Source organism: Sphingomonas fuzhouensis, from assembly GCF_034659795.1.
Taxonomy (GTDB): Bacteria; Pseudomonadota; Alphaproteobacteria; order Sphingomonadales; family Sphingomonadaceae; genus Sphingomonas; species Sphingomonas fuzhouensis.
Genome location: NZ_JAXSQY010000001.1, coordinates 513867 through 532992, shown reverse-complemented (window position 1 = coordinate 532992; position 19126 = coordinate 513867). Strand labels below are relative to the sequence as shown.

At 64.6% G+C, this 19126-nt stretch carries 18 protein-coding genes and 1 pseudogene; 7 read left to right on the top strand and 12 right to left on the bottom strand.

The window, feature by feature from the left end:
* Positions 1-69: 69 nt before the first annotated feature.
* On the bottom strand, positions 70-1320 hold the full coding sequence (locus tag U1H82_RS02595; protein WP_322963377.1) for an NAD(P)/FAD-dependent oxidoreductase: 1251 nt from the start codon (positions 1318-1320) through the stop codon (positions 70-72).
* Positions 1321-1447: 127 nt separating this feature from the next.
* Here U1H82_RS02595 and U1H82_RS02590 point away from each other — a divergent pair, with 127 nt between their 5' ends.
* Complete coding sequence (locus U1H82_RS02590; protein ID WP_322963376.1) at positions 1448-1663, top strand: DUF4170 domain-containing protein; 216 nt, start codon at positions 1448-1450, stop codon at positions 1661-1663.
* A gap of 118 nt (positions 1664-1781) precedes the next feature.
* Here the strand turns inward: U1H82_RS02590 and U1H82_RS02585 are convergent, their stop codons facing one another.
* The 5 genes from U1H82_RS02585 to carA all read right to left on the bottom strand — a co-directional run bounded on the left by U1H82_RS02585 (position 1782) and on the right by carA (position 8270).
* Positions 1782-2420: a rhomboid family intramembrane serine protease gene (locus tag U1H82_RS02585; protein WP_322963375.1), complete on the bottom strand. Its 639-nt coding sequence runs from the start codon at positions 2418-2420 to the stop codon at positions 1782-1784.
* Between the two features lie 4 nt (positions 2421-2424).
* Positions 2425-2901, bottom strand: a complete 477-nt coding sequence (gene greA, locus U1H82_RS02580) for a transcription elongation factor GreA (RefSeq protein WP_322963374.1) — start codon at positions 2899-2901, stop codon at positions 2425-2427.
* A gap of 94 nt (positions 2902-2995) precedes the next feature.
* Entirely contained in the window at positions 2996-6328 is a 3333-nt protein-coding gene (gene carB, locus U1H82_RS02575) for a carbamoyl-phosphate synthase large subunit (protein WP_322963373.1), read from the bottom strand.
* Positions 6328-7092, bottom strand: coding sequence for a hypothetical protein (locus U1H82_RS02570; RefSeq protein WP_322963371.1), 765 nt, complete (start codon positions 7090-7092; stop codon positions 6328-6330). The genes carB and U1H82_RS02570 overlap by 1 nt, the downstream gene beginning before the upstream one ends.
* Positions 7089-8270, bottom strand: coding sequence for a glutamine-hydrolyzing carbamoyl-phosphate synthase small subunit (gene carA, locus U1H82_RS02565; RefSeq protein ID WP_322963370.1), 1182 nt, complete (start codon positions 8268-8270; stop codon positions 7089-7091). The genes U1H82_RS02570 and carA overlap by 4 nt, the downstream gene beginning before the upstream one ends.
* Positions 8271-8410: 140 nt before the next feature.
* Here carA and U1H82_RS02560 point away from each other — a divergent pair, with 140 nt between their 5' ends.
* The 4 genes from U1H82_RS02560 to rpoD all read left to right on the top strand — a co-directional run bounded on the left by U1H82_RS02560 (position 8411) and on the right by rpoD (position 13590).
* Positions 8411-8863 carry a GatB/YqeY domain-containing protein gene (locus U1H82_RS02560; protein ID WP_322963369.1) on the top strand — a complete coding sequence of 151 codons (453 nt, stop codon included), beginning with the start codon at positions 8411-8413 and terminating at the stop codon, positions 8861-8863.
* A gap of 211 nt (positions 8864-9074) precedes the next feature.
* Entirely contained in the window at positions 9075-9425 is a 351-nt protein-coding gene (locus U1H82_RS02555; RefSeq protein ID WP_322963367.1) for an endonuclease domain-containing protein, read from the top strand.
* 147 nt (positions 9426-9572) lie between these two features.
* Positions 9573-11420, top strand: coding sequence for a DNA primase (gene dnaG / locus U1H82_RS02550; protein WP_322963366.1), 1848 nt, complete (start codon positions 9573-9575; stop codon positions 11418-11420).
* 142 nt (positions 11421-11562) lie between these two features.
* The gene (gene rpoD / locus U1H82_RS02545; RefSeq protein WP_322963365.1) at positions 11563-13590 is read left to right on the top strand and encodes an RNA polymerase sigma factor RpoD; all 2028 of its coding nucleotides are present in this window, start codon (positions 11563-11565) and stop codon (positions 13588-13590) included.
* A gap of 131 nt (positions 13591-13721) precedes the next feature.
* On the opposite strand, the gene U1H82_RS02540 is transcribed toward rpoD, so the two are convergent.
* A complete protein-coding gene (locus tag U1H82_RS02540) occupies positions 13722-14753 on the bottom strand; it encodes a TonB family protein (RefSeq protein ID WP_322963364.1) in 1032 nt (343 codons plus the stop codon).
* A gap of 181 nt (positions 14754-14934) precedes the next feature.
* Between U1H82_RS02540 and U1H82_RS02535 the strand changes: the two genes are divergently transcribed.
* Positions 14935-15576 carry a peptidylprolyl isomerase gene (locus U1H82_RS02535; RefSeq protein WP_322963363.1) on the top strand — a complete coding sequence of 214 codons (642 nt, stop codon included), beginning with the start codon at positions 14935-14937 and terminating at the stop codon, positions 15574-15576.
* A gap of 105 nt (positions 15577-15681) precedes the next feature.
* Here U1H82_RS02535 and rplS read toward each other — a convergent pair whose 3' ends face one another.
* From rplS to U1H82_RS02515, 4 genes and pseudogenes are all read right to left on the bottom strand, one after another.
* Complete coding sequence (gene rplS, locus U1H82_RS02530; RefSeq protein WP_175310865.1) at positions 15682-16074, bottom strand: 50S ribosomal protein L19; 393 nt, start codon at positions 16072-16074, stop codon at positions 15682-15684.
* A 15-nt stretch (positions 16075-16089) separates the two neighbouring features.
* A pseudogene (trmD, locus tag U1H82_RS02525) lies at positions 16090-16805 on the bottom strand (tRNA (guanosine(37)-N1)-methyltransferase TrmD); the annotation flags it as partial.
* Positions 16802-17185 (bottom strand): type II toxin-antitoxin system VapC family toxin, encoded by a 384-nt coding sequence (locus U1H82_RS02520; RefSeq protein ID WP_322963362.1) that lies wholly within the window; start codon positions 17183-17185, stop codon positions 16802-16804. The pseudogene trmD and the gene U1H82_RS02520, both read right to left, overlap by 4 nt.
* On the bottom strand, positions 17178-17450 hold the full coding sequence (locus U1H82_RS02515; RefSeq protein WP_322963361.1) for an AbrB/MazE/SpoVT family DNA-binding domain-containing protein: 273 nt from the start codon (positions 17448-17450) through the stop codon (positions 17178-17180). The genes U1H82_RS02520 and U1H82_RS02515 overlap by 8 nt, the downstream gene beginning before the upstream one ends.
* Positions 17451-17536: 86 nt before the next feature.
* Here U1H82_RS02515 and U1H82_RS02510 point away from each other — a divergent pair, with 86 nt between their 5' ends.
* Positions 17537-18445 carry an NAD(P)/FAD-dependent oxidoreductase gene (locus U1H82_RS02510; RefSeq protein WP_322963360.1) on the top strand — a complete coding sequence of 303 codons (909 nt, stop codon included), beginning with the start codon at positions 17537-17539 and terminating at the stop codon, positions 18443-18445.
* Here the strand turns inward: U1H82_RS02510 and rimM are convergent.
* Complete coding sequence (gene rimM, locus U1H82_RS02505) at positions 18435-18995, bottom strand: ribosome maturation factor RimM (protein ID WP_322963359.1); 561 nt, start codon at positions 18993-18995, stop codon at positions 18435-18437. The genes U1H82_RS02510 and rimM overlap by 11 nt on opposite strands.
* Between the last annotated feature and the right edge of the window lie 131 nt (positions 18996-19126).

Sequence of the window (19126 nt, the reverse complement as noted above, 5' to 3'; positions counted from 1 at the left end):
CTCCTGCAAACCTTTGCATTAAGTCTGACATAGGCGGCGGTCGCTCCGCAAGCGCTTGTTTTGCAGGCGTCAGTTCTTTGCGTGGGGCCAGAAGGTCTTGAGCGGCTGGCTCGCATCGGCCAGCGTTTCGACCGGCACATCGGCTCCGTCAGCGACCAGCGCCTTGCCCTGCACGAAATCGCGCATCGCATTCACGCAGTCGAGCGCGATCACCCGTCCCTGCCGCAGATACACGACCGAGAAGCTCCGCGTCGCCGGATCGCCGCGCAGCACGGCCTGGTCATGGCCGATCGACAGACCAACCGTTTGCAGCTTCAGGTCATATTGGTTCGACCAGAACCAGGGCACCGCATGATAGGCGACGTCGCGCCCCATGATCGTGCGCGCCGCCACGGTCGCCTGATCGTGCGCGTTCTGCACCGATTCCAGCCGGATCACCGCGCCATCCGCAAAATTGTTGGCGTGCGCCGCGCAGTCGCCGATCGCATAGATATGGGGCAGGCTGGTGCGCCCTTGCGCATCGACGGCAACGCCATTGTCCCCCGCCGCGCCTGCCGAGATCAGCGGTTCAACGGCGGGTACGATACCGATCCCGACAATCGCCATCTGGCACGGCAGGACCGCTCCATCGGCCAGCCGGACGCCGCCGACCGTCCCCTCGCCTTCGATGCAGGCGACACTTTCGTTCAACCGTACCACCACGCCATGCGCGCGGTGTTCATCCTCGTAGAAACGCGACAGCGCCTCGCCCGCGACCCGCGCCAGCACACGGTCCTGCGCCTCGACGATGGTCACCGCCTTGCCGAACTTGGTCAGCACGGCGGCGGCCTCCAGCCCGATATAGCCGCCGCCGATCACCACCACCTGCTCCACGGCGGGCAGTTCGGCGATCAGCCGGTCGACATCGGCACGGGAGCGGACGCCGTGCACACCCGCCAGGTCATGGCCGCCACAGCTCAGCCGCCGGGCATGACCGCCCGCCGCCCAGACCAGCGTGCCATAGTCGATCACCGCCCCCGCTTCCGTGGTCAGGCACCGCGCCTCGGCATCGACCGCGACGACCTGCTCGCCCAGCCGCAGGGTGATCGCGCGCTCGTCCCAGAAGCGTTCGGGCCGGATCAGGATACGCTCGAACGGCTTGTCCCCGGCCAGATACTCCTTGGACAAGGGCGGGCGCTCATAGGGGGGATGGGCTTCCTCGCCGATCATCGCGATGCTGCCTCCGAACCCTTCCTGACGCAGCGCGATCGCGGCCTGCGCGCCCGCATGGCCGGTGCCGACGATAACGATGTCGTAAGACGAATGGGCGATATGGTTCATCCGGTTTCCCTAGGATGGAAAGACGGCACCTGCCAATGCGCATGACAAAGCGTTGCAGTGGCGAAAGAGCGTCTTCAATCGCGCTCCACTTGCCGCTAGGGGAAAGCGTAAATCCTCAGGAGACACCATGAGCAAGCTGCACCTCGTGTTCGGCGGCCGCGTCAGCGACCCGCAGACCCTCGATTTCGCCGACCCCTCGGCGCTCGAAGTCGTCGGCATCTTCCCCGACTATGCCAGCGCCGAAAAGGCCTGGCGCGCCGCCGCGCAGCGCACGGTGGACGACGCCGAGATGAAGTTCGTGGTGGTGCACCTGCACCGCCTGCTCGAGCCGACGCTGGGTTGATCCGATCGCGGGCGAGGTCGGGGGCTTGGCCTTCGACTTCGCCTGGGGGCGGCGAGTTGCCCCCCCGTTTCCCCGCAAAGACATGGTCTGCGGACGGCCAGTAAAGTCGCGTCCGACCTCAGGCGTTGCGATAGCGCCACAGCAGCAACGGCTTGGCAAAGACCAGCCCGGCGATGAACCCGCCGATATGGGCGGCGACGGCGATCGCGCCCATCCCCATGCCCGCATAGCCGAGCAACAGCTGAATGCCGATCCATCCGGCCGCCAGCCACAGGACATGGGTGAACTCGGCCGACAGCCCGGCGATGCCTTTGGTGGCCCGCCGCCGTCCGAACAGCAGCGCATAGGCCCCGACGATCGCCGAAATCGCGCCGCTCGCCCCGATCATCGGCATGGGTGAGGACGGGTCCGGAAAATATTGCGCCATCGCGGCGGCATAGGCCCCGACGACATACAGGACCGCAATGCCACGAGGGCCCAGCGCGCGCTCGGTCTGCGCACCGCAATAGACCAGCATCACCAGATTGAACGCGATATGCGCAAAGCCGCCATGGACCAGCGTCGCGCTCAGCGGGGTCAGCAGCGTCGGCACGGCAAAGCCGAAATCAGGGGGCAGCGCCGCGCCCTCGAACCGCAGCGGGATGAACCCCGCCGCGACCGCCGCATCCGGCACCATGCCGGTCAGGATGAGGATCAGCGACACGATCGCCGTGACGACCGCGATGGCCGTCGTCGCCCGTGCCGCTGTCCAGTTCATCGGATCAGATGAATTCGATCTTGTTGACGAGGTAATAGCGGTCACCCGACGGCACCGTCACCTCGACCTCTTCCTCGACCTTGCGCCCGATCAGCGCACGGCCCAGCGGCGAGTTATAGCTGATCCGGCCGGTCTTGGCGTCCGCCTCGGTCTGGCCGACGATCTGGTACGTCACCGGCTTGTCGTCCTCGTCGAGCAGCGTGACGGTCGCCCCGAACACGACCTTGTCGCCCGACAGGTCCTTCGGATCGATGATCTGCGCGCGGCTCAGCTTGTCCTCGATGTCGGCGATCGACGCCTCGATCTGGCCTTGCCGCTCCTTGGCCGCATGATATTCGGCATTTTCGGACAGGTCGCCATGCGCACGCGCTTCTTCGATCGCGTCGACGATCTGCGGCCGTTCCTCTTTCAGACGCCGCAGGTCCTGGGTGAGCTTGTCATAGCCCTCCTGGAGCATCGGCATCTTTTCGACGGTCGCCATATTCCTAGTCCCCAATTCTTACGCATTCCCGGTACGGACCGCCCTCCCAAACCGGGAGAGCGGTCCGCCAGCACATCATGTTCTCATGTCGGGATCAGTTGTGCGAACGCGAATAGTAGGATTGCAGGGGACGTACTTCAAGACCACGGGTGCCCGCAGCTGCAATCGCCTTCGCCGCTTCGACGCTGGCGGGCGCCGTGGTGAAGTACGGAATCTTCTGTCCCAGCGCGGCTTCGCGGATCGGCTTGGAGTCCTTTAGGCTCTGCCACCCCTCGGTCGTGTTGAAGATCAGGGTGATGCCGCCGTCCTTGATCCGGTCGACGATATGCGGGCGCCCTTGCGCCACCTTGTTGATCTTCTCGACCGTGACACCGGCCCGGTCGATATAATCGGCGGTGCCCCCCGTCGCGACGATGGCGAAGCCCGCTTCCGACAGCATCCGGGCGGCGGGAACGATCTGTTCCTTATCGCCGTCCTTCACGCTGATGAAGACCGCGCCTTCGGTCGGCAGGACGGTGCCCGCCCCCAGCTGCGCCTTGGCGAAGGCGGTGGTGAAGTCGGGGTCGATGCCCATGACTTCGCCGGTGGACTTCATTTCGGGCGACAGCACCGGATCGACGCCGGGGAAGCGCGCAAACGGGAAGACCGCTTCCTTGACCGCATAATAATCGATGTGCCGATCGATCTGCGGCAAGTCGGCCAGCTTCTCGCCCGCCATGACGCGCGCGGCGATCTTGGCGATGGGGGTGCCGATCGCCTTGGCGACGAAGGGCACGGTACGGCTGGCGCGCGGGTTGACCTCGATGAGGTAGACCGTGCCGTCCTTCACCGCGAACTGGATGTTCATCAGGCCGCGCACGTTCAGGCCACGCGCGAGTGCTTCCGCCTGACGCTCGATCTCGGCGATGATCTCGGCCGACAGGCTGTAGGGCGGCAGCGAGCAGGCCGAGTCGCCCGAATGGACGCCCGCCTCCTCGATATGCTGGAGCACACCCGCCACGACGACCTGGTCGCCGTCACAGATCGCGTCCACATCCACCTCGATGGCGTCGCGTAAGTACTGGTCGATCAGCACCGGCGCGTCGCCCGACACCTGCACCGCCGTCTGGATATAATCCTCGAGCTGCTGCGGCCCGTCGACGATCTCCATGGCGCGGCCGCCCAGCACGAAGCTGGGGCGCATCAGCACCGGATAGCCGACGCGCTCGGCGACGATGAGGGCTTCCTCGCGGCTGCGCGCGATGCCGTTCCTGGGCTGGTGCAGCTTCAGCTTGTCGACCAGTGCGGCAAACTGCTCGCGATCTTCGGCCAGGTCGATCGCGTCGGGGCTGGTGCCCAGGATCGGGATACCCGCCGACTCCAGCGCGCGGGCGAGGTTCAGCGGGGTCTGGCCGCCGAACTGCACGATCACGCCGACCAGCTCGCCGTTGGTCTTCTCGACGTCCAGGATCGCCAGCACGTCCTCGGCGGTCAGTGGCTCGAAATACAGCCGGTCCGAGGTGTCATAGTCGGTGCTGACCGTTTCCGGGTTGCAGTTGACCATGATCGTCTCATAGCCCGCATCCGCCAGCGCGAAGCAGGCGTGGCAGCAGCAATAGTCGAACTCGATCCCCTGCCCGATCCGGTTCGGACCGCCGCCGAGAATGACGATCTTCTTGCGGTCACTGGGCACCGCCTCGTCCTCGGGCTCGCCGAAGGTCGGGGCCTCGTAGGTCGAATACATATACGGCGTCTTGGCGTCGAACTCGGCGGCGCAGGTGTCGATGCGCTTGAAGACCGGACGCACGCCCAGCTTGTGACGATGCTCGCGCACCTCCTGCTCGGTGACGCCGCCGGTCATCATCTTGACGACCTCGTGGATCAGGCCCGACCCACGCGCGATGCCGCGATCCATGCCGCGCAGATTGGCCGACTGGAGCGCCAGATAGGCCAGCCGCTTGTCGGAGAAGCCCATCGCCTTCAGGCGACGCATACCGGCCGCGTCCTGCGGCAGGCCGTTCTCCATGACCTCGGCCTCGGCGGCGACGATCTCGGCGATCCGCTCCAGGAACCAGGGATCGTATTTCGCGATCGCATGGACCTCGGCGACGGTGAAGCCTTCGCGCAGCGCCTGGGCCGCGACCAGCAGCCGGTCCGGGGTCGCCTTGGCCAGCGCCGCCTCGATCTCGGCACGCGGCGCACCCACCAGATGCTCGACATCGTTGAAGCCGCTCAGGCCCGTTTCCAGACCGCGCAGCGCCTTTTGCATGGACTCGTGGATGTTGCGGCCGATCGCCATGACCTCGCCGACCGACTTCATCGCGGTCGACAGCACCGGCTCCGAGCCCTTGAACTTCTCGAAGGCGAAGCGCGGGATCTTGGTGACGACATAGTCGATCGTCGGTTCGAACGAGGCCGGGGTCGCGCCGGTGATGTCGTTCTCGATCTCGTCCAGCGTATAGCCGACCGCCAGCTTGGCCGCGACCTTGGCGATCGGGAAGCCGGTCGCCTTCGATGCCAGTGCCGAGGAGCGCGACACACGCGGGTTCATCTCGATAACGATCAGGCGGCCGTCCTTCGGGTTGACCGCGAACTGCACGTTCGAGCCGCCCGTCTCCACGCCGATCTCGCGCAACACCGCCAGGCTGGCGTTGCGCATGATCTGATATTCCTTGTCGGTCAGGGTCAGCGCGGGCGCGACGGTGATCGAGTCGCCGGTGTGGACACCCATCGGATCGATATTCTCGATCGAGCAGATGATGATGGAATTGTCGTTGCGATCGCGCACGACCTCCATCTCATATTCCTTCCAACCGAGGAGCGATTCCTCGATCAGCACCTCGGTCGTCGGCGAGGCGTCGAGCCCGGCGCGGACGATCGCGATGAACTCCTCGCGGTTATAGGCCACGCCGCCGCCGGTGCCGCCCAGCGTGAAGCTGGGGCGGATGATGGCGGGCAGGCCGACCTTCTCCAGCCCCTCCAGCGCTTCCTTCTCGCTATGCGCGATCGCCGAGCGAGCGGATTCCAGCCCGATCTTCTCCATCGCGACCTTGAACTTCTGGCGATCCTCGGCCTTGTCGATCGCCTCGGCATCGGCGCCGATCATCTGGACGCCGAACTTGTCCAACGTGCCGTCCTCGAACAGCGCCAGCGCGGTGTTCAGCGCGGTCTGGCCGCCCATGGTCGGCAGGACCGCGTCGGGGCGCTCCTTCTCGATGATCTTGGCGACGACCGCGGGCGTGATCGGCTCGACATAGGTCGCGTCGGCCAGCTCGGGGTCGGTCATGATCGTCGCCGGGTTGGAATTGACCAGGACGATGCGATAGCCCTCTTCCTTCAGGGCCTTGATCGCCTGCGTGCCCGAATAGTCGAACTCGCACGCCTGACCGATGACGATCGGGCCAGCGCCGATGACGAGGATGGAGGAGATGTCGGTGCGTTTTGGCATTATAAACCTACCAGAGCTCTAATCGCATTTAGCGCCGCCTGAATTACCGGCTTTGCGCTATCCTCAATGACAGACGAAAACGCGCTGTACAGCGGCTGGCATATGAGAAGCGATATTGCGGACAAATACACTTTTGGCTTCGACAACAACGAAACACCGGCTTGCAGATGCGAAATCCACGTTTCCTTGTCGTCTGCTGAAATCGTGTTCGACGTTCTAATGACCTCGATTGCACACTTCGCAAGTTCAATGGCCTGTGCAACTTCGGGGTTATTATGATTAAGGGGAACGGGACCGGAGGCAGAAAGGGCAAAAGAGTTGGCCGGGTAAACCCTCTCCTCATACATGCGCCCCAAGACGGACAAGCCGCGTTCCAATCCCCCGCCATTCAAAAAGGCGTAATACCCCGGAGACGTAACCTCAGATGGCGGGATATCATTAAGGATGTAGTCTTCTGCTTCCAATTGCACGCAAATAGACGCAACGCCTCCTAGCGCCAAATCAAGCCCCAACCTCGTTGCCAGTTCACTCATGTCCTGCATGCCTGACATAGCACCGCTCTCAGCCAATAATGTATTACCGGTTACAGAGCGCCAAGCGTACAGAGCAAGTAGAGCATCGCCCGCATCTTCGATGCTCATCTCGGCCGTAGACCGAACCTTGAATGTTAAGGTATCAACAACGTCGTCTTCGGTCAGAACTTTTGCAAGCTCAATCCACTGGGGATAATAGTTCCGGGCATCTGGAACGACCCGAATTTTCACCGCAGCGCCCCTACGAACCGCTCAAACAGATAGAAGCTGTCCTGCGGCCCCGGCGAGGCTTCGGGGTGGTACTGGACCGAGAAGGCCGGGCGGTCGGTCAGTTCCAGACCCGCATTCGACCCGTCGAACAGCGACACATGCGTCTCGCGCGCGTTGGCGGGCAGCGTCTCGCGCTCGACCGCGAAGCCGTGGTTCATGCTGGTGATCTCGACCAGACCGTCGGACAGGCGCTTGACCGGGTGGTTCGCGCCGCGATGGCCCTGGTGCATCTTGGTGGTCTTGGCGCCCACCGCCAGACCCAGAAGCTGGTGACCCAGGCAGATGCCGAACAGCGGCTTGCCGGTGTCGAGCAGCTGGCGGATCACCGGCACCGCATACTCGCCCGTCGCCGCCGGATCGCCGGGGCCGTTGGACAGGAAGATGCCGTCCGGGTTCAGCGCCATCACATCCTCATAGGACGCGGTGGCGGGGACCACCGACACCTTCGCGCCCGCCTGAACCAGGTTGCGGAAGATGTTGTGCTTGCTGCCATAATCGATCGCGACGACGTGCGGGCGATCCGTGCCCTCGGCCCCGGCATAGCCGAAGCCCAGCCGCCACAACCCACCCTCACGCGTCTCGCCCCAGCCATAATGCAGCTCGGTCGACACGTCCTTGGCGAGGTCCATGCCCTCCAGACCCGGCCAGGCCTTCGCCTTTTCGAGCAGCGCGGCGATGTCGAACTCGCCCGAAGCCGAATGCGCGATCACGCCGTTGGGCGCACCGGCGGCCCGGATACGGCGGGTCAGCGCACGGGTATCGATGCCCGCCAGGCCGATGCGATTGTGCCGCGCCATCCAGCCGCCCAAGTTCTCCATCGCGCGGAAGTTCGACGGGGCGGTCGGGTCCTCGCGGACGATCATGCCCAGCGCGTGCGGTGCGTCCGCCTCGATATCGTCGGGGTTCGCGCCCACATTGCCGATATGCGGGAAGGTGAAGGTGATGATCTGGCCCGCAAAGGACGGGTCGGTCATGATCTCCTGATAGCCGGTCATCGCGGTGTGGAAGCACACCTCGCCGACGGCATCACCCTCGACGCCGAAGCCGCGCCCCCATAACACGTCTCCGTTCGCCAGAACGAGAACACCCGTGGCGCCTTCAGGCTTTTCGGGCATGGCGAATGGCTTGGCGTCGGCCATGATCGGCGGGCACTCCTGCTAAAATGTCTGCAATGTCGCTAAGTGGCGTCCGCTAGACCCCATGGGACCATCCGTCAACCGGTTCACGGAAATGCTTGTCTGCGCTATCGTCCCCGCCTTTCAGACAAGACGGACAAAACATGATTCGCGACGACATCAAGGCCGCGCAGGTGGCCGCCATGAAAGCGGGCGACAAGGAAAGCCGCGCGGCGATCAGCCTGATCCAGGCCGCCATCAAGAACCGCGACATCGAACTCCGCACCGGCACCGCGCCCGCCGATGACGACATGGTCGTGATCGAAGTGCTGCAAAAGATGGTCAAGCAGCGCCGCGAATCGATCGCCATGTACGAACAGGGCGGCCGCCAGGAACTGGCCGATGCCGAAAAGGCCGAGGTCACGGTGATCGAGCGCTTCCTGCCGCAGACGCTGAGCGAGGACGAGACCAAGGCCGCCATCGAGGCGATCAAGGCGGAGATCGGGGCTTCGGGCATGAAGGACATGGGGCGCGTCATGGCCGAGCTGAAGGCGCGGCATGCGGCGGTGCTGGATATGAGCAAGGCGAGCGGGTTGGTGAAGGCTTCGCTGGCGTAGTTGCTGTTGGGGAGTGGGGCTGGTGCGGGATTTCGATCGCGAGCGTAGTCCCCTCCCCCAACCCCTCCCGCCAGCGGGAGGGGAGCCTGTAGCGCTCGGCGGAGAGAACTGTCCTCCACCCAACGCGCATCCCCTCCCGCAGGCGGGAGGGGACCGAGGGGAGGGCCCCCGGCCCTTCCGCGAAAACCGGCCTACGAGAAAAGCGCGGGAATTGCGCCTCAATCCGACCGATGCCGAGCGGCGATTGTGGCGGGCGCTATCGCGGCGCCAAGTGGCAGGCGTTCGATTCAACCGGCAAGTCCCGGTCGGCCCGTACATCGCCGACTTCGCCGCGCGCTCCGAAAAACTGATCGTCGAAGTCGATGGCGGCCAGCATGACGAACGCGCCACTTATGACGAAGCGCGAACCCGTTATCTCGAAGCGCAAGGCCGGCGTGTGATCCGCTTCTGGAACAACGACGTTCTGCGTAACCTGGAGGGCGTCGTCCAACCCATCGAGCAGGCGCTCGCGGACAGGCCCTCCCCTCAATCCCCTCCCGCCTGCGGGAGGGGAAGCGCTTGAGGCACGGACGGCCCTAACCCCACAACATGCAGGCTCCCCTCCCGCAGGCGGGAGGGGCTGGGGGAGGGCAATCCCGGACTATCCACACCTCCTACACCCTTGCCAAAACACCCCCATCCCGCTACACATTATAATCGCGCGGACGCCATGAGCCTGACCCCGCAATTCCTTGACGAGCTTCGCGCTCGGACCAGTCTGTCGGCGCTGATCGGCAAGACGGTGAAGCTGCAAAAGGCGGGCCGGGAATATAAGGGCTGCTGCCCTTTCCATAACGAGAAGACGCCCAGCTTCTACGTCAACGACGACAAGGGCTTCTACCATTGCTTCGGCTGCTCGGCGCATGGCGATGCCATTCGCTGGATGACCGACCAGCGCGGCCTGCCCTTCATCGACGCGGTCAAGGAACTGGCGCAGGTCGCCGGGCTGGACATGCCCGAGCAGGACCGCCGCGCCGCGCAAAAGGCGGAGCGCGCCAAGGGGCTGCACGATGCGATGGCCGATGCGGCCGCATGGTTCTCCGAGCAGCTGGGCGGCCTATCCGGCGGTGACGCACGCGAACTCCTGACCCGCCGCCGGGTGACGCCCGAAACCGCCCGCGCCTTCGGCCTGGGCTTCGCGCCCGACAGCCGGGGCAAGCTGAAGGCGGCGCTGAAGGATTTTGGCGATCCGGCGCTGATCGAGTGCGGGCTGCTCATCAAGGTCGAGGGCAAGGACCCCTATGACCGGTTCCGCGGCCGGTTGATGATCCCGATCCGCGACGCGCGCGGCCGGGTGATCGCGTTCGGCGGCCGGATCATCGGCGAGGGCGAGCCGAAATATCTGAATTCCCCCGACACGCCGCTCTTCGACAAGGGCCGCACGCTCTACAATCTCGACCGCGCCGCGCCCGCCGTGCGCAAATCCGGCCGCGTACTGGTGGTCGAGGGCTATATGGACGTGATCGCCCTCGCCCAGGCCGGGATTGAGGAAGCCGTCGCCCCCCTCGGCACCGCGCTGACCGAGCATCAGCTGGAACGGCTGTGGCGGATGGTCGACGTGCCGACGCTCTGCTTCGACGGCGACGCGGCGGGCCAGAAGGCCGCGATCCGCGCCGCGCACCGTGCGCTGCCTTTGCTCCAGCCGGGCAAGAGCCTGTCCTTCGTCACCCTGCCCCAGGGTCAGGACCCCGACGATTTAGTCCAGGAAAAGGGCGCGGCGGGTTTTGAGGACGTACTCACCCGCGCGACGCCGCTCAGCGACCTGCTCTGGCAGTCGGAAATCGCACAAGCGCAGACCGACACGCCCGAGGGCCGCGCCGCGCTGAAACAACGGCTGGAGGAACTGGCGCAGCAGATCCCGCACAAGGATCTGGCCTACGAGTACAAGCGCGCGATGATGTCGCGCTATTTCGACATCTTCGGCATCCGCCGGGTCAATGCGGCGGCGGTGCATCAGGCCGTGGCCGAGGCCAATCGCCATGTCGGGCGCGGCGTCGAATATAGCCTGAAGCGTGCGGTGCTGCTGGGCCTGATGCGCTATCCGCATGTCCTGTGCCGGTACATGGACGAGATCAGCCGGTTGGACATGGGCGACCGCTATCTCAACGACTGGCGGCATCACCTGCTCGACGCGGCGGTCAACGACCCGCACCTTTCGCGCAAGGACGCGGCGGAGGCGGAAAGCCTGATCGAACAGATCATGGCGACCACCGACGTCCACCCGATCGACGCGCGCGACTATACCCGCGACCTGGCGTTCAGCTTCTTCAGCAAGGCCAGCGATCCCGCCATTGCGGTCCGCGACCTGGAAAAGATCATCGAGGTCATGCTGGAGGAAAGCGAAACGCGCGCGAACCGCGAACGCGCGGTGCAGGCGTTCCAGACTGACATGACCGAGGATCGCTTCGCCGAACAGACGCGGTGCCATGCGGCACACGCGCAATCGCGCGACGAACTCTATCGCTGGCTGGAGGCGGCCCGCGATCTGGCGGAGAAGCAAGCCGGGGAGGCCGCTTGATACAGGCAACCCCGCGCCCCATATCCGGGGCATATTGGGCGACCCACGCCCGCACTGGAAAATTACGCATGGCCCCCTCACCCGCTTGCATGAACAGCGAGCGGTGTGACAGAGGCCGGGCACGGAACCCTGAGGGCATTTGATGGCGAAGGCGAATATGGCGGCGGATACGACCGATACCACGGAAACGGGCGATGCGCCGCTGATCGACCTGAACGAGGCGTCGATCAAGAAGCTGATCGCGCGCGCCAAGAAGCGCGGCTACATCACCTACGACCAGCTGAACGAAGCGCTGCCGCAGGACCAGATGTCCTCCGACCAGCTCGAGGATATCATGGCCGCCCTCAACGAGATGGGCGTCAATATAGTCGAGAATGAGGAACAGGGCGAGGACGGCGAGTCCGAGGAAGAGGCCGACGACGCCGAGACCACGGATGCCGATGCCGATGGCGGTCCGCAGCCCGAGGCCAAGAAGAAGGAAACCGTCGATCGCACCGACGATCCGGTCCGCATGTACCTGCGCGAGATGGGCGCGGTGGAACTGCTGTCGCGCGAAGGCGAGATCGCCATCGCCAAGCGGATCGAGGCGGGTCGCGACACGATGATCCTGGGGCTGTGCGAAAGCCCGATCACCTTCAACGCGATCATCGACTGGTCGACCGCACTAAACGAAGGCACGATGCAGCTGCGCGAGATCCTCGATCTCGACGCCATGCTGTCCAAGGACGCCGGCCCGGAAAATCTGGGCGAGGAGGACGAGGACGACAATGGCGAGATCAGCGCCAAGAACGCCGGTCCCCAGTTCAAGGAAGAAGAAGAGCCCGAGGAACCCTCGGTCGATGACGAGGATGGCGAGGGCGGCGAACGTCGCGGGCCCCGTGCCGAGGACGAGGAAGAGGACAACACCCTGTCCCTCGCCCAGATGGAGGAAACGCTCAAGCCGCAGGCGCTGGAGAAGTTCGCCAACATCACCTCGATCTACAAGAAATTCTCGAAGATCCAGCAGCAGCGCCTGGAGTCCATGGCGCTGGGCGGCGAGCTGTCGGCGGCGGACGAGCGCAAATATCACAAGCTGCGCGAAGAGCTGACCGCCGAGGTGGAGAGCGTCCAGTTCCACAACGCCAAGATCGAATTCCTGGTCGATCAGCTTTACGCCTTCAACCGCCGCCTGACCGCGCTGGGCGGCCAGATGCTGCGCCTGGCCGAGCGGCACAAGGTCAACCGCAAGGACTTCCTCGACCGCTATCTGGGTCACGAGCTGGACGAGAACTGGCTCGACACCGTGCGCGGCCTCGACAAGAAGTGGGGCAATTTCGCCAGCAACGAAGCCGCCACGGTCGACCGCATCCGCAGCGAGATCGCCGAGATTTCGCAGCAGACCGGCATGGCGCTGACCGAATTCCGCCGCATCGTGAATATGGTGCAGAAGGGCGAGCGCGAGGCGCGGATCGCCAAGAAGGAAATGGTCGAGGCCAACCTGCGCCTCGTCATCTCGATCGCCAAGAAATACACCAATCGCGGCCTGCAGTTCCTGGATCTCATCCAGGAGGGCAATATCGGCCTGATGAAGGCGGTCGATAAGTTCGAATATCGTCGCGGCTATAAGTTCTCGACCTACGCGACCTGGTGGATTCGCCAGGCGATCACCCGCTCGATCGCCGACCAGGCGCGGACGATCCGCATCCCGGTCCACATGATCGAGACGATCAACAAGCTGGTCCGCACCAGCCGCCAGTTCCTGCACGAGCAGGGCCGCGAGCCGACCCCGGAAGAGATGGCCGAGCGCCTCTCCATGCCGCTGGAGAAGGTGCGCAAGGTGATGAAGATCGCCAAGGAGCCGATCTCCCTCGAAACGCCGATCGGCGACGAGGAGGATTCGCATCTCGGCGACTTCATCGAGGACAAGAACGCGGTCATCCCGGTCGACGCGGCGATCCAGGCGAACCTGAAGGAAACGGTCACCCGCGTCCTGGCCAGCCTCACGCCGCGCGAAGAGCGTGTGCTTCGTATGCGCTTCGGCATCGGCATGAATACCGACCACACGCTGGAAGAGGTCGGCCAGCAGTTCAGCGTGACGCGCGAACGCATCCGCCAGATCGAGGCCAAGGCGCTCCGCAAGCTGAAGCACCCCAGCCGCAGCCGCAAGATGCGCAGCTTCCTCGACCAGTAAGGGCGGGTTTGAAGTTACCGAAAAGGGCCGCCGGTCGAAGGATCGGCGGCCCTTTTTTCTTTTGGAGAGGGATGACGATGCAAGCCCCTCCCGTGAAGAGGAGGGGTCAGTCGATATCATGTCATCCCGCTTTAGAAATGCGTAGTGAGCAGTTTGGCTGGCCGGGCATTACTTGCAACGGGCGTCGACTTGATGGCCGGGCAAGTCGACAGCTGGATGTGATCGCGCGCCAGCCTGGGGCATAGCGCCGCCGACAGATCGGCTTGAAAGGCTCGTTCCTGGTCGTGCATCTGGGCCGCGAGCCCTTGCATCATATCCAAATTCACCTTGGCCCATTTGGCGAGTTCGGGATGCTCGAACATGGCCATGCCCAAGGCCTGACGATTGGCCTGCGTCCATTCTTCGCCATGATGGACGCTCTGATATCCGATACCCGACGAGAAGAATTCGATGATCTTTCGCATCTCGTCATCGGTCAGACGCGCGGCGTAATAACGCTCCAGGCGATCCAGATTACGCTGACGATTATGCCGCCATGCGACATCATAGGCCGCATGCAGATCGGCCTTCGCAAGCAACTGGCCCCGCGGAGGCAGCCCCGCCACGGTCTTGACGAAGCGCTCTTCCGCCAGCGAAAGGGCCGCGTCTTCCAACTCTTGCGGATCGCTTTGCTTGCTTGCGACATCCATCAGTCTGTTGGCGAGTGCGAGACGGTCAGGCGTCACCGGCAAAGTCGCGGGCAGCTGTGGCGAGCCGAGACTTTTTAGAAAAGTCATTCCCTCATTGACGATATTTTGATCGCCGGGAGAAAGCGGCGCAGGTGCAGCGCCCCCTACCGAAGCGCCACGTCCTTCCGGGATTTGCCAGCGAAAGCTCATGACGGGCGTGGTCGCGGCAATCGCCTGCCCGGAGGCATCGCGCGCCGGTTTGAAATGCGCGCGCAGGGTCAGGACCCTGCAGGTCTGTGCATCGAGCAGCGGATGGCCGCTGCTATTCGTCACCTGGCAGCCCGTGACCATGCCGCTTGCATCGACATGGAGCTGGACCGACACCCGCCCCTCGTCCCCCGCCCGCATGGACGCTGGCGGATAGTCGTCAGGATGCACCCAGTCCGTCACCGCTCCGTCCGGCACAGGCGGCGTGGCGACCGTCTGAGCCGCCACCGGCATTGTCACCAGACATGAGCAGGCACACCCTATCAGGACAGATCGCATCGCTTCGCCCCCCGGAATATCAGACACAGATCGTATCATCCGGCCGTAACAGGGCGCTGACCGCCGGTGACATCACGGTCAGGCACTCGCCCCCTCCACAAGACGCGGCGAAGGCGGTAATCGGGGCGCCATGAAGTATGCGTTGCCGTTTCTCGCCCTGCTGACCGCAGCCGCTCCCGCCAGCCAGAATGTCCCCCGCCCCGGTTATGTCCGGGTGCAGCTCAACACCTCGGAGGGCCCGATCGTCGTCGCGCTCGACACGCGCCATGCGCCTGCGACGAGCAAGAATTTCCTGGCCTATGTCGATGACGGACGGTTCGACGGAACCAGCTTCTACCGGGCGGCGCGGGACAAGCGCGATCCCAAGAAGGGTTTCGTCCAGGGCGGCATCCGCACCGACGCCCGCCGCATCCTGCCCCCTTTCCCGCTGGAGACGACGGCCAAGACCGGGATCAAGCATCTCGACGCGACCATTTCGATGGCGCGGGGGGCGACACCGGAATCGGCGGGCGGCAATTTCTTCATCACCGTCGGCCCGACGCCGGGCATGGACGCGCGGCCGGGCTATGACGGCTATGCCGCGTTCGGGCGCATCGTGGCGGGCATGGACACGGTGAAGAAGATCCTCGCCAAGCCCTCTGGCGGCGGCCAGGACGCGATGAAGGGCCAGATGATCCTGAAGCCCGTCACGCTGATCTCCGCCAAGCGACTGGACGGCAAGCCACAGCCGACCAAGGAACCGCGCATGTGGCTCTATAATTTCGGGGGGTGATGCCCCCTGGCGTCGCCGTGGCGTAGACGCCCATAAGAAAAGGGCGGCGACACCGCCTGGTGCCACCGCCCTTTCCCTGTCGAACCGCTGGGTCCGTAGCGCCGATTACTCGGCGGCTGCGGTGCCCTTGGCCGGACGCGTGTCGCGACGCTCCGCGATACGCGCCGACTTACCGGTGCGGCCACGCAGATAGTACAGCTTGGCACGACGCACGGCGCCCTTGCGGACGACATCGATCGAGTCGACGTTCGGCGAGTAGAGCGGGAAGACGCGCTCCACGCCCTCACCGAAGGAGATCTTGCGGACGGTGAACGACGAGCCCATGCCCTTGTTCGAGCGGGCGATGCAGACGCCCTCATAGAACTGGACGCGGGTACGCTCGCCTTCGACGACCTTCACACCGACCTTCAGCGTGTCGCCGGGGCGGAATTCGGGGATCTTCTTCGTCTCGTTGAACTTGGCGATCTGCTCAGCTTCGATCTGCTGGATCACGTTCATGACACTATTCCTCAATCGTCGCCGCGCGCCAGAGGGCGACCGACCCGAACGCCCTCATGACGTTCCCAAAGGTCCGGCCGCCTTGACCGTGTATCCTCGCAAGCCCTGGCATGACGCCATTTTGCGATTTTCGCATGATCCCCCGATCGCAGCACTTCAGGGATCGTGCGCCCTTCCCACTCCGCAGGTCGGGTATATTGCGGATATTCGAGGAGGCCGCTTTCGAAGCTTTCCTCGACTCCACTGGAAGCCGCGCCCATTACGCCGGGAAGCAGCCGAACGCAAGCGTCGAGCAGCACCAACGCCCCCATCTCACCACCCGACAGGATATAGTCGCCGATCGACACCTGTTCGATGCCCCGCGCCTCGAACAAGCGTTCATCAAAGCCCTCGAAGCGGCCGCACAACACGGTGACGCCCGGCCCCGCCGCCAGTTCGCGAACATGCGGCTGGGTGAGCGGACGGCCTCGCGGCGTCATCGCCAGCACAGGCCGGTCGTCGGCCACCGAGTCCACCGCCGCCGCCAACACATCGGCGCGCAGTACCATGCCCGCGCCGCCGCCTGCGGGCGTGTCATCGACCGAGCGATGCTTGTCGGTTGCGAAGTCGCGGATCTGGACCGTCTCCAGCGCCCAGCGATCCTCGCGCAGCGCCCGCCCCGCGAGCGAATGGCCCAGCGGTCCGGGAAACATCTCCGGGTAGAGCGTCAATATCGTCGCGCGGAAGGTCACAGCGTCCAATTCTCGATGGTCAGGCCGGGGATGTCGGCGAAGTCGGCTTCGTTGTTCGTTACCAGTGTCAGGCGCGTCGCCAGGGCATGGGCACCGATCAGGCGATCGAACCGACCCCGCCGGAACGGTATCTCCGCATAAGCCGATGCCGCCCGCTGGTCGAACGGCAATATCGGCACCCGATCGAAAAAGCGATCGAAGGCCGCCACCGCCTCGGTGCCGTGGCGCTCCAGACCGCGCATGATCTCGGCATAGGTAATGGCGGAGGCCACGGCGGCACCCGGTTCACAGGTCGCGAGCCGCTGCGCCGCCCGGCCCTCCGCATCGCGAAGGACATAGATGCAGATATTGGAGTCGAGCAGATAGCGCGGCTCAATCACGGTCGAGCAGCTTTCCGTCCCAATCCAACGGGCGCGGCTCCATTTCGAAGTCTTCCCGCTCAATCGGTTTCAGCCACGGCATCGACCCCGCGATACCCGTCAGGTCGATCGTCTTGCGCGGCGCTTGCACGGGCTCGAACACATAGCGTCCCTGCTCTTCCCGAAGCGTCATCTCCGTTCCTTCCGCCAACCCCAGCGCTGCGGGCAAACGCAGCGCCAGCGAATTGCCCGAGCGGAAGACTTTCGCCTGATAGTCCTTGCCCATATTCCCTCCGTATATACGTCACGTATATACATGATGCTTCGGGAAACTCCAAGGAACGTTGCGAAGGCTCACGCTTTGCCCCCGCCATGGACGATTGCATCATCATCGGCGCGGGGCCTGCGGGGCTGACGGCGGCCATCTATCTCGCCCGCTATCACCTGCGCATCCATATGTTCGACAGCGGATCGAGCCGCGCGGCGATGATCCCCTGCACCCACAACCATGCCGGATTTCCGGAAGGGATCAGCGGCAAGGCGCTGCTCGCCCGGATGCATGACCAGGCGCGGCGCTATGGCGCGCATTGCACGCCGCACCGGGTAACCGCGATCCAGCCCGAAGACGGTCACTTCCTGGTGGTCGCCGATGGTGCGGAATATGCGACACGGACCGTCCTGCTGGCGACCGGCGTGGTCAACCATCGCCCCCGCAAGCTCCTGCCCGAGGTGCACGATCCGGCGTTGGAGCGCGGGCTGATCCGCTATTGCCCGGTCTGTGACGGCTATGAGGTCACCGACAAGCGCGTTGGCGTCATCGGCACCAGCGACCATGGCATGCGCGAGGCGCTGTTCCTGCGCGGCTTTACGCGCGACGTGACACTGATCGCGCCCGACGCGGCCCATGATCTCGATCCGGCATGTGCAAAGGCGCTGGACGAGGCGGGGATCGCTCATGTCGATGGTCCCTGCGGTGGTTGGGCGATCGAGGGGAATCGGATCGCGCTCGACACCGCGAGCGGGCGGATGGACTTCGACAGCGTCTATCCGGCGATGGGCTCCCGCATCCGGTCGGAACTGGCGGTATCGGCGGGCGCGAAGGCGGACCCCAGCGGTTGCCTGGAGGTCGATGACCACCAGCGCACCTCGGTCCCCGGCCTGTTTGCGGCGGGGGATGTGGTGAAGGGGCTGGATCAGATCAGCCACGCCATGGGCGAGGCAGGAGTCGCGGCTACGACGATCCGCAATCTATTGAACGAGCAACGCCCGATCAGACGATGAAGGCGCGTTCCACGATCAGGCGGTCCTGATTCCATTCGGGCACGGCTTGCGCCTTCATCGGCACCATGAAACGGCGACCGTCCGGACGCTCGATCTCGAGCACGTCGCCAGCACCGAAATTCTCGATCAGCGCAACATGGCCCAGTTCCTCGCCATCGCTGGCGATGGCCGACAAGCCGATAATGTCGGCATGATAATATTCGCCGTCCTCCAGCGGAGGCAGAGCGGAGCGCGCCACCGTCAATTCCGTACCACGCAGCGCCTCGGCGGCGTTGCGGTCGGTCACTTCGGCAAAGCGCGCGATAACGCCGTTCGAGCCTTCGCGCGTCGACTTCAGCGTCAACGTGCCGTCATTGAACGAGCGATAGTCCGACAGGTCGTCGGCAAAGACCTTCAACCGAACCTCGCCCGTAATGCCGTGCGCGCCGACGATCACCGCCAGCGTGACGCGCGGCTCACCCGTTGGGCGAGTTGCCGTCCCCGTCGGGGGCGTCGTTTCCGCCTTCAGCGGGGTCTGGCGCGGAGACGCCTTGGTTGGTCGCGTCGTCATGGTCGTCGGGGGCGGTCCGGGGATCGGGTTCGGTCGGCGGGGTCATGCGCGTGTCTCCTAAGCCATTGGCTTTGGGAAACGCATGACCCCGTATCCGGTGCCTTGCGCTGCCCCGATCGCGACCGACCGGG

Coding starts and splice junctions, on each gene's coding strand:
- U1H82_RS02595 (WP_322963377.1), bottom strand. CDS start 1,320: ATGAACCATATCGCCCATTCGTCTTACGACATCGTTATCGTCGGCACC.
- rimM (WP_322963359.1), bottom strand. CDS start 18,995: ATGACGACGCGACCAACCAAGGCGTCTCCGCGCCAGACCCCGCTGAAG.
- U1H82_RS02590 (WP_322963376.1), top strand. CDS start 1,448: ATGAGCAAGCTGCACCTCGTGTTCGGCGGCCGCGTCAGCGACCCGCAG.
- U1H82_RS02535 (WP_322963363.1), top strand. CDS start 14,935: ATGAAGTATGCGTTGCCGTTTCTCGCCCTGCTGACCGCAGCCGCTCCC.
- rplS (WP_175310865.1), bottom strand. CDS start 16,074: ATGAACGTGATCCAGCAGATCGAAGCTGAGCAGATCGCCAAGTTCAAC.
- rpoD (WP_322963365.1), top strand. CDS start 11,563: ATGGCGAAGGCGAATATGGCGGCGGATACGACCGATACCACGGAAACG.
- dnaG (WP_322963366.1), top strand. CDS start 9,573: ATGAGCCTGACCCCGCAATTCCTTGACGAGCTTCGCGCTCGGACCAGT.
- U1H82_RS02510 (WP_322963360.1), top strand. CDS start 17,537: ATGGACGATTGCATCATCATCGGCGCGGGGCCTGCGGGGCTGACGGCG.
- U1H82_RS02585 (WP_322963375.1), bottom strand. CDS start 2,420: ATGAACTGGACAGCGGCACGGGCGACGACGGCCATCGCGGTCGTCACG.
- U1H82_RS02515 (WP_322963361.1), bottom strand. CDS start 17,450: ATGGGCAAGGACTATCAGGCGAAAGTCTTCCGCTCGGGCAATTCGCTG.
- carB (WP_322963373.1), bottom strand. CDS start 6,328: ATGCCAAAACGCACCGACATCTCCTCCATCCTCGTCATCGGCGCTGGC.
- carA (WP_322963370.1), bottom strand. CDS start 8,270: ATGGCCGACGCCAAGCCATTCGCCATGCCCGAAAAGCCTGAAGGCGCC.
- greA (WP_322963374.1), bottom strand. CDS start 2,901: ATGGCGACCGTCGAAAAGATGCCGATGCTCCAGGAGGGCTATGACAAG.
- U1H82_RS02560 (WP_322963369.1), top strand. CDS start 8,411: ATGATTCGCGACGACATCAAGGCCGCGCAGGTGGCCGCCATGAAAGCG.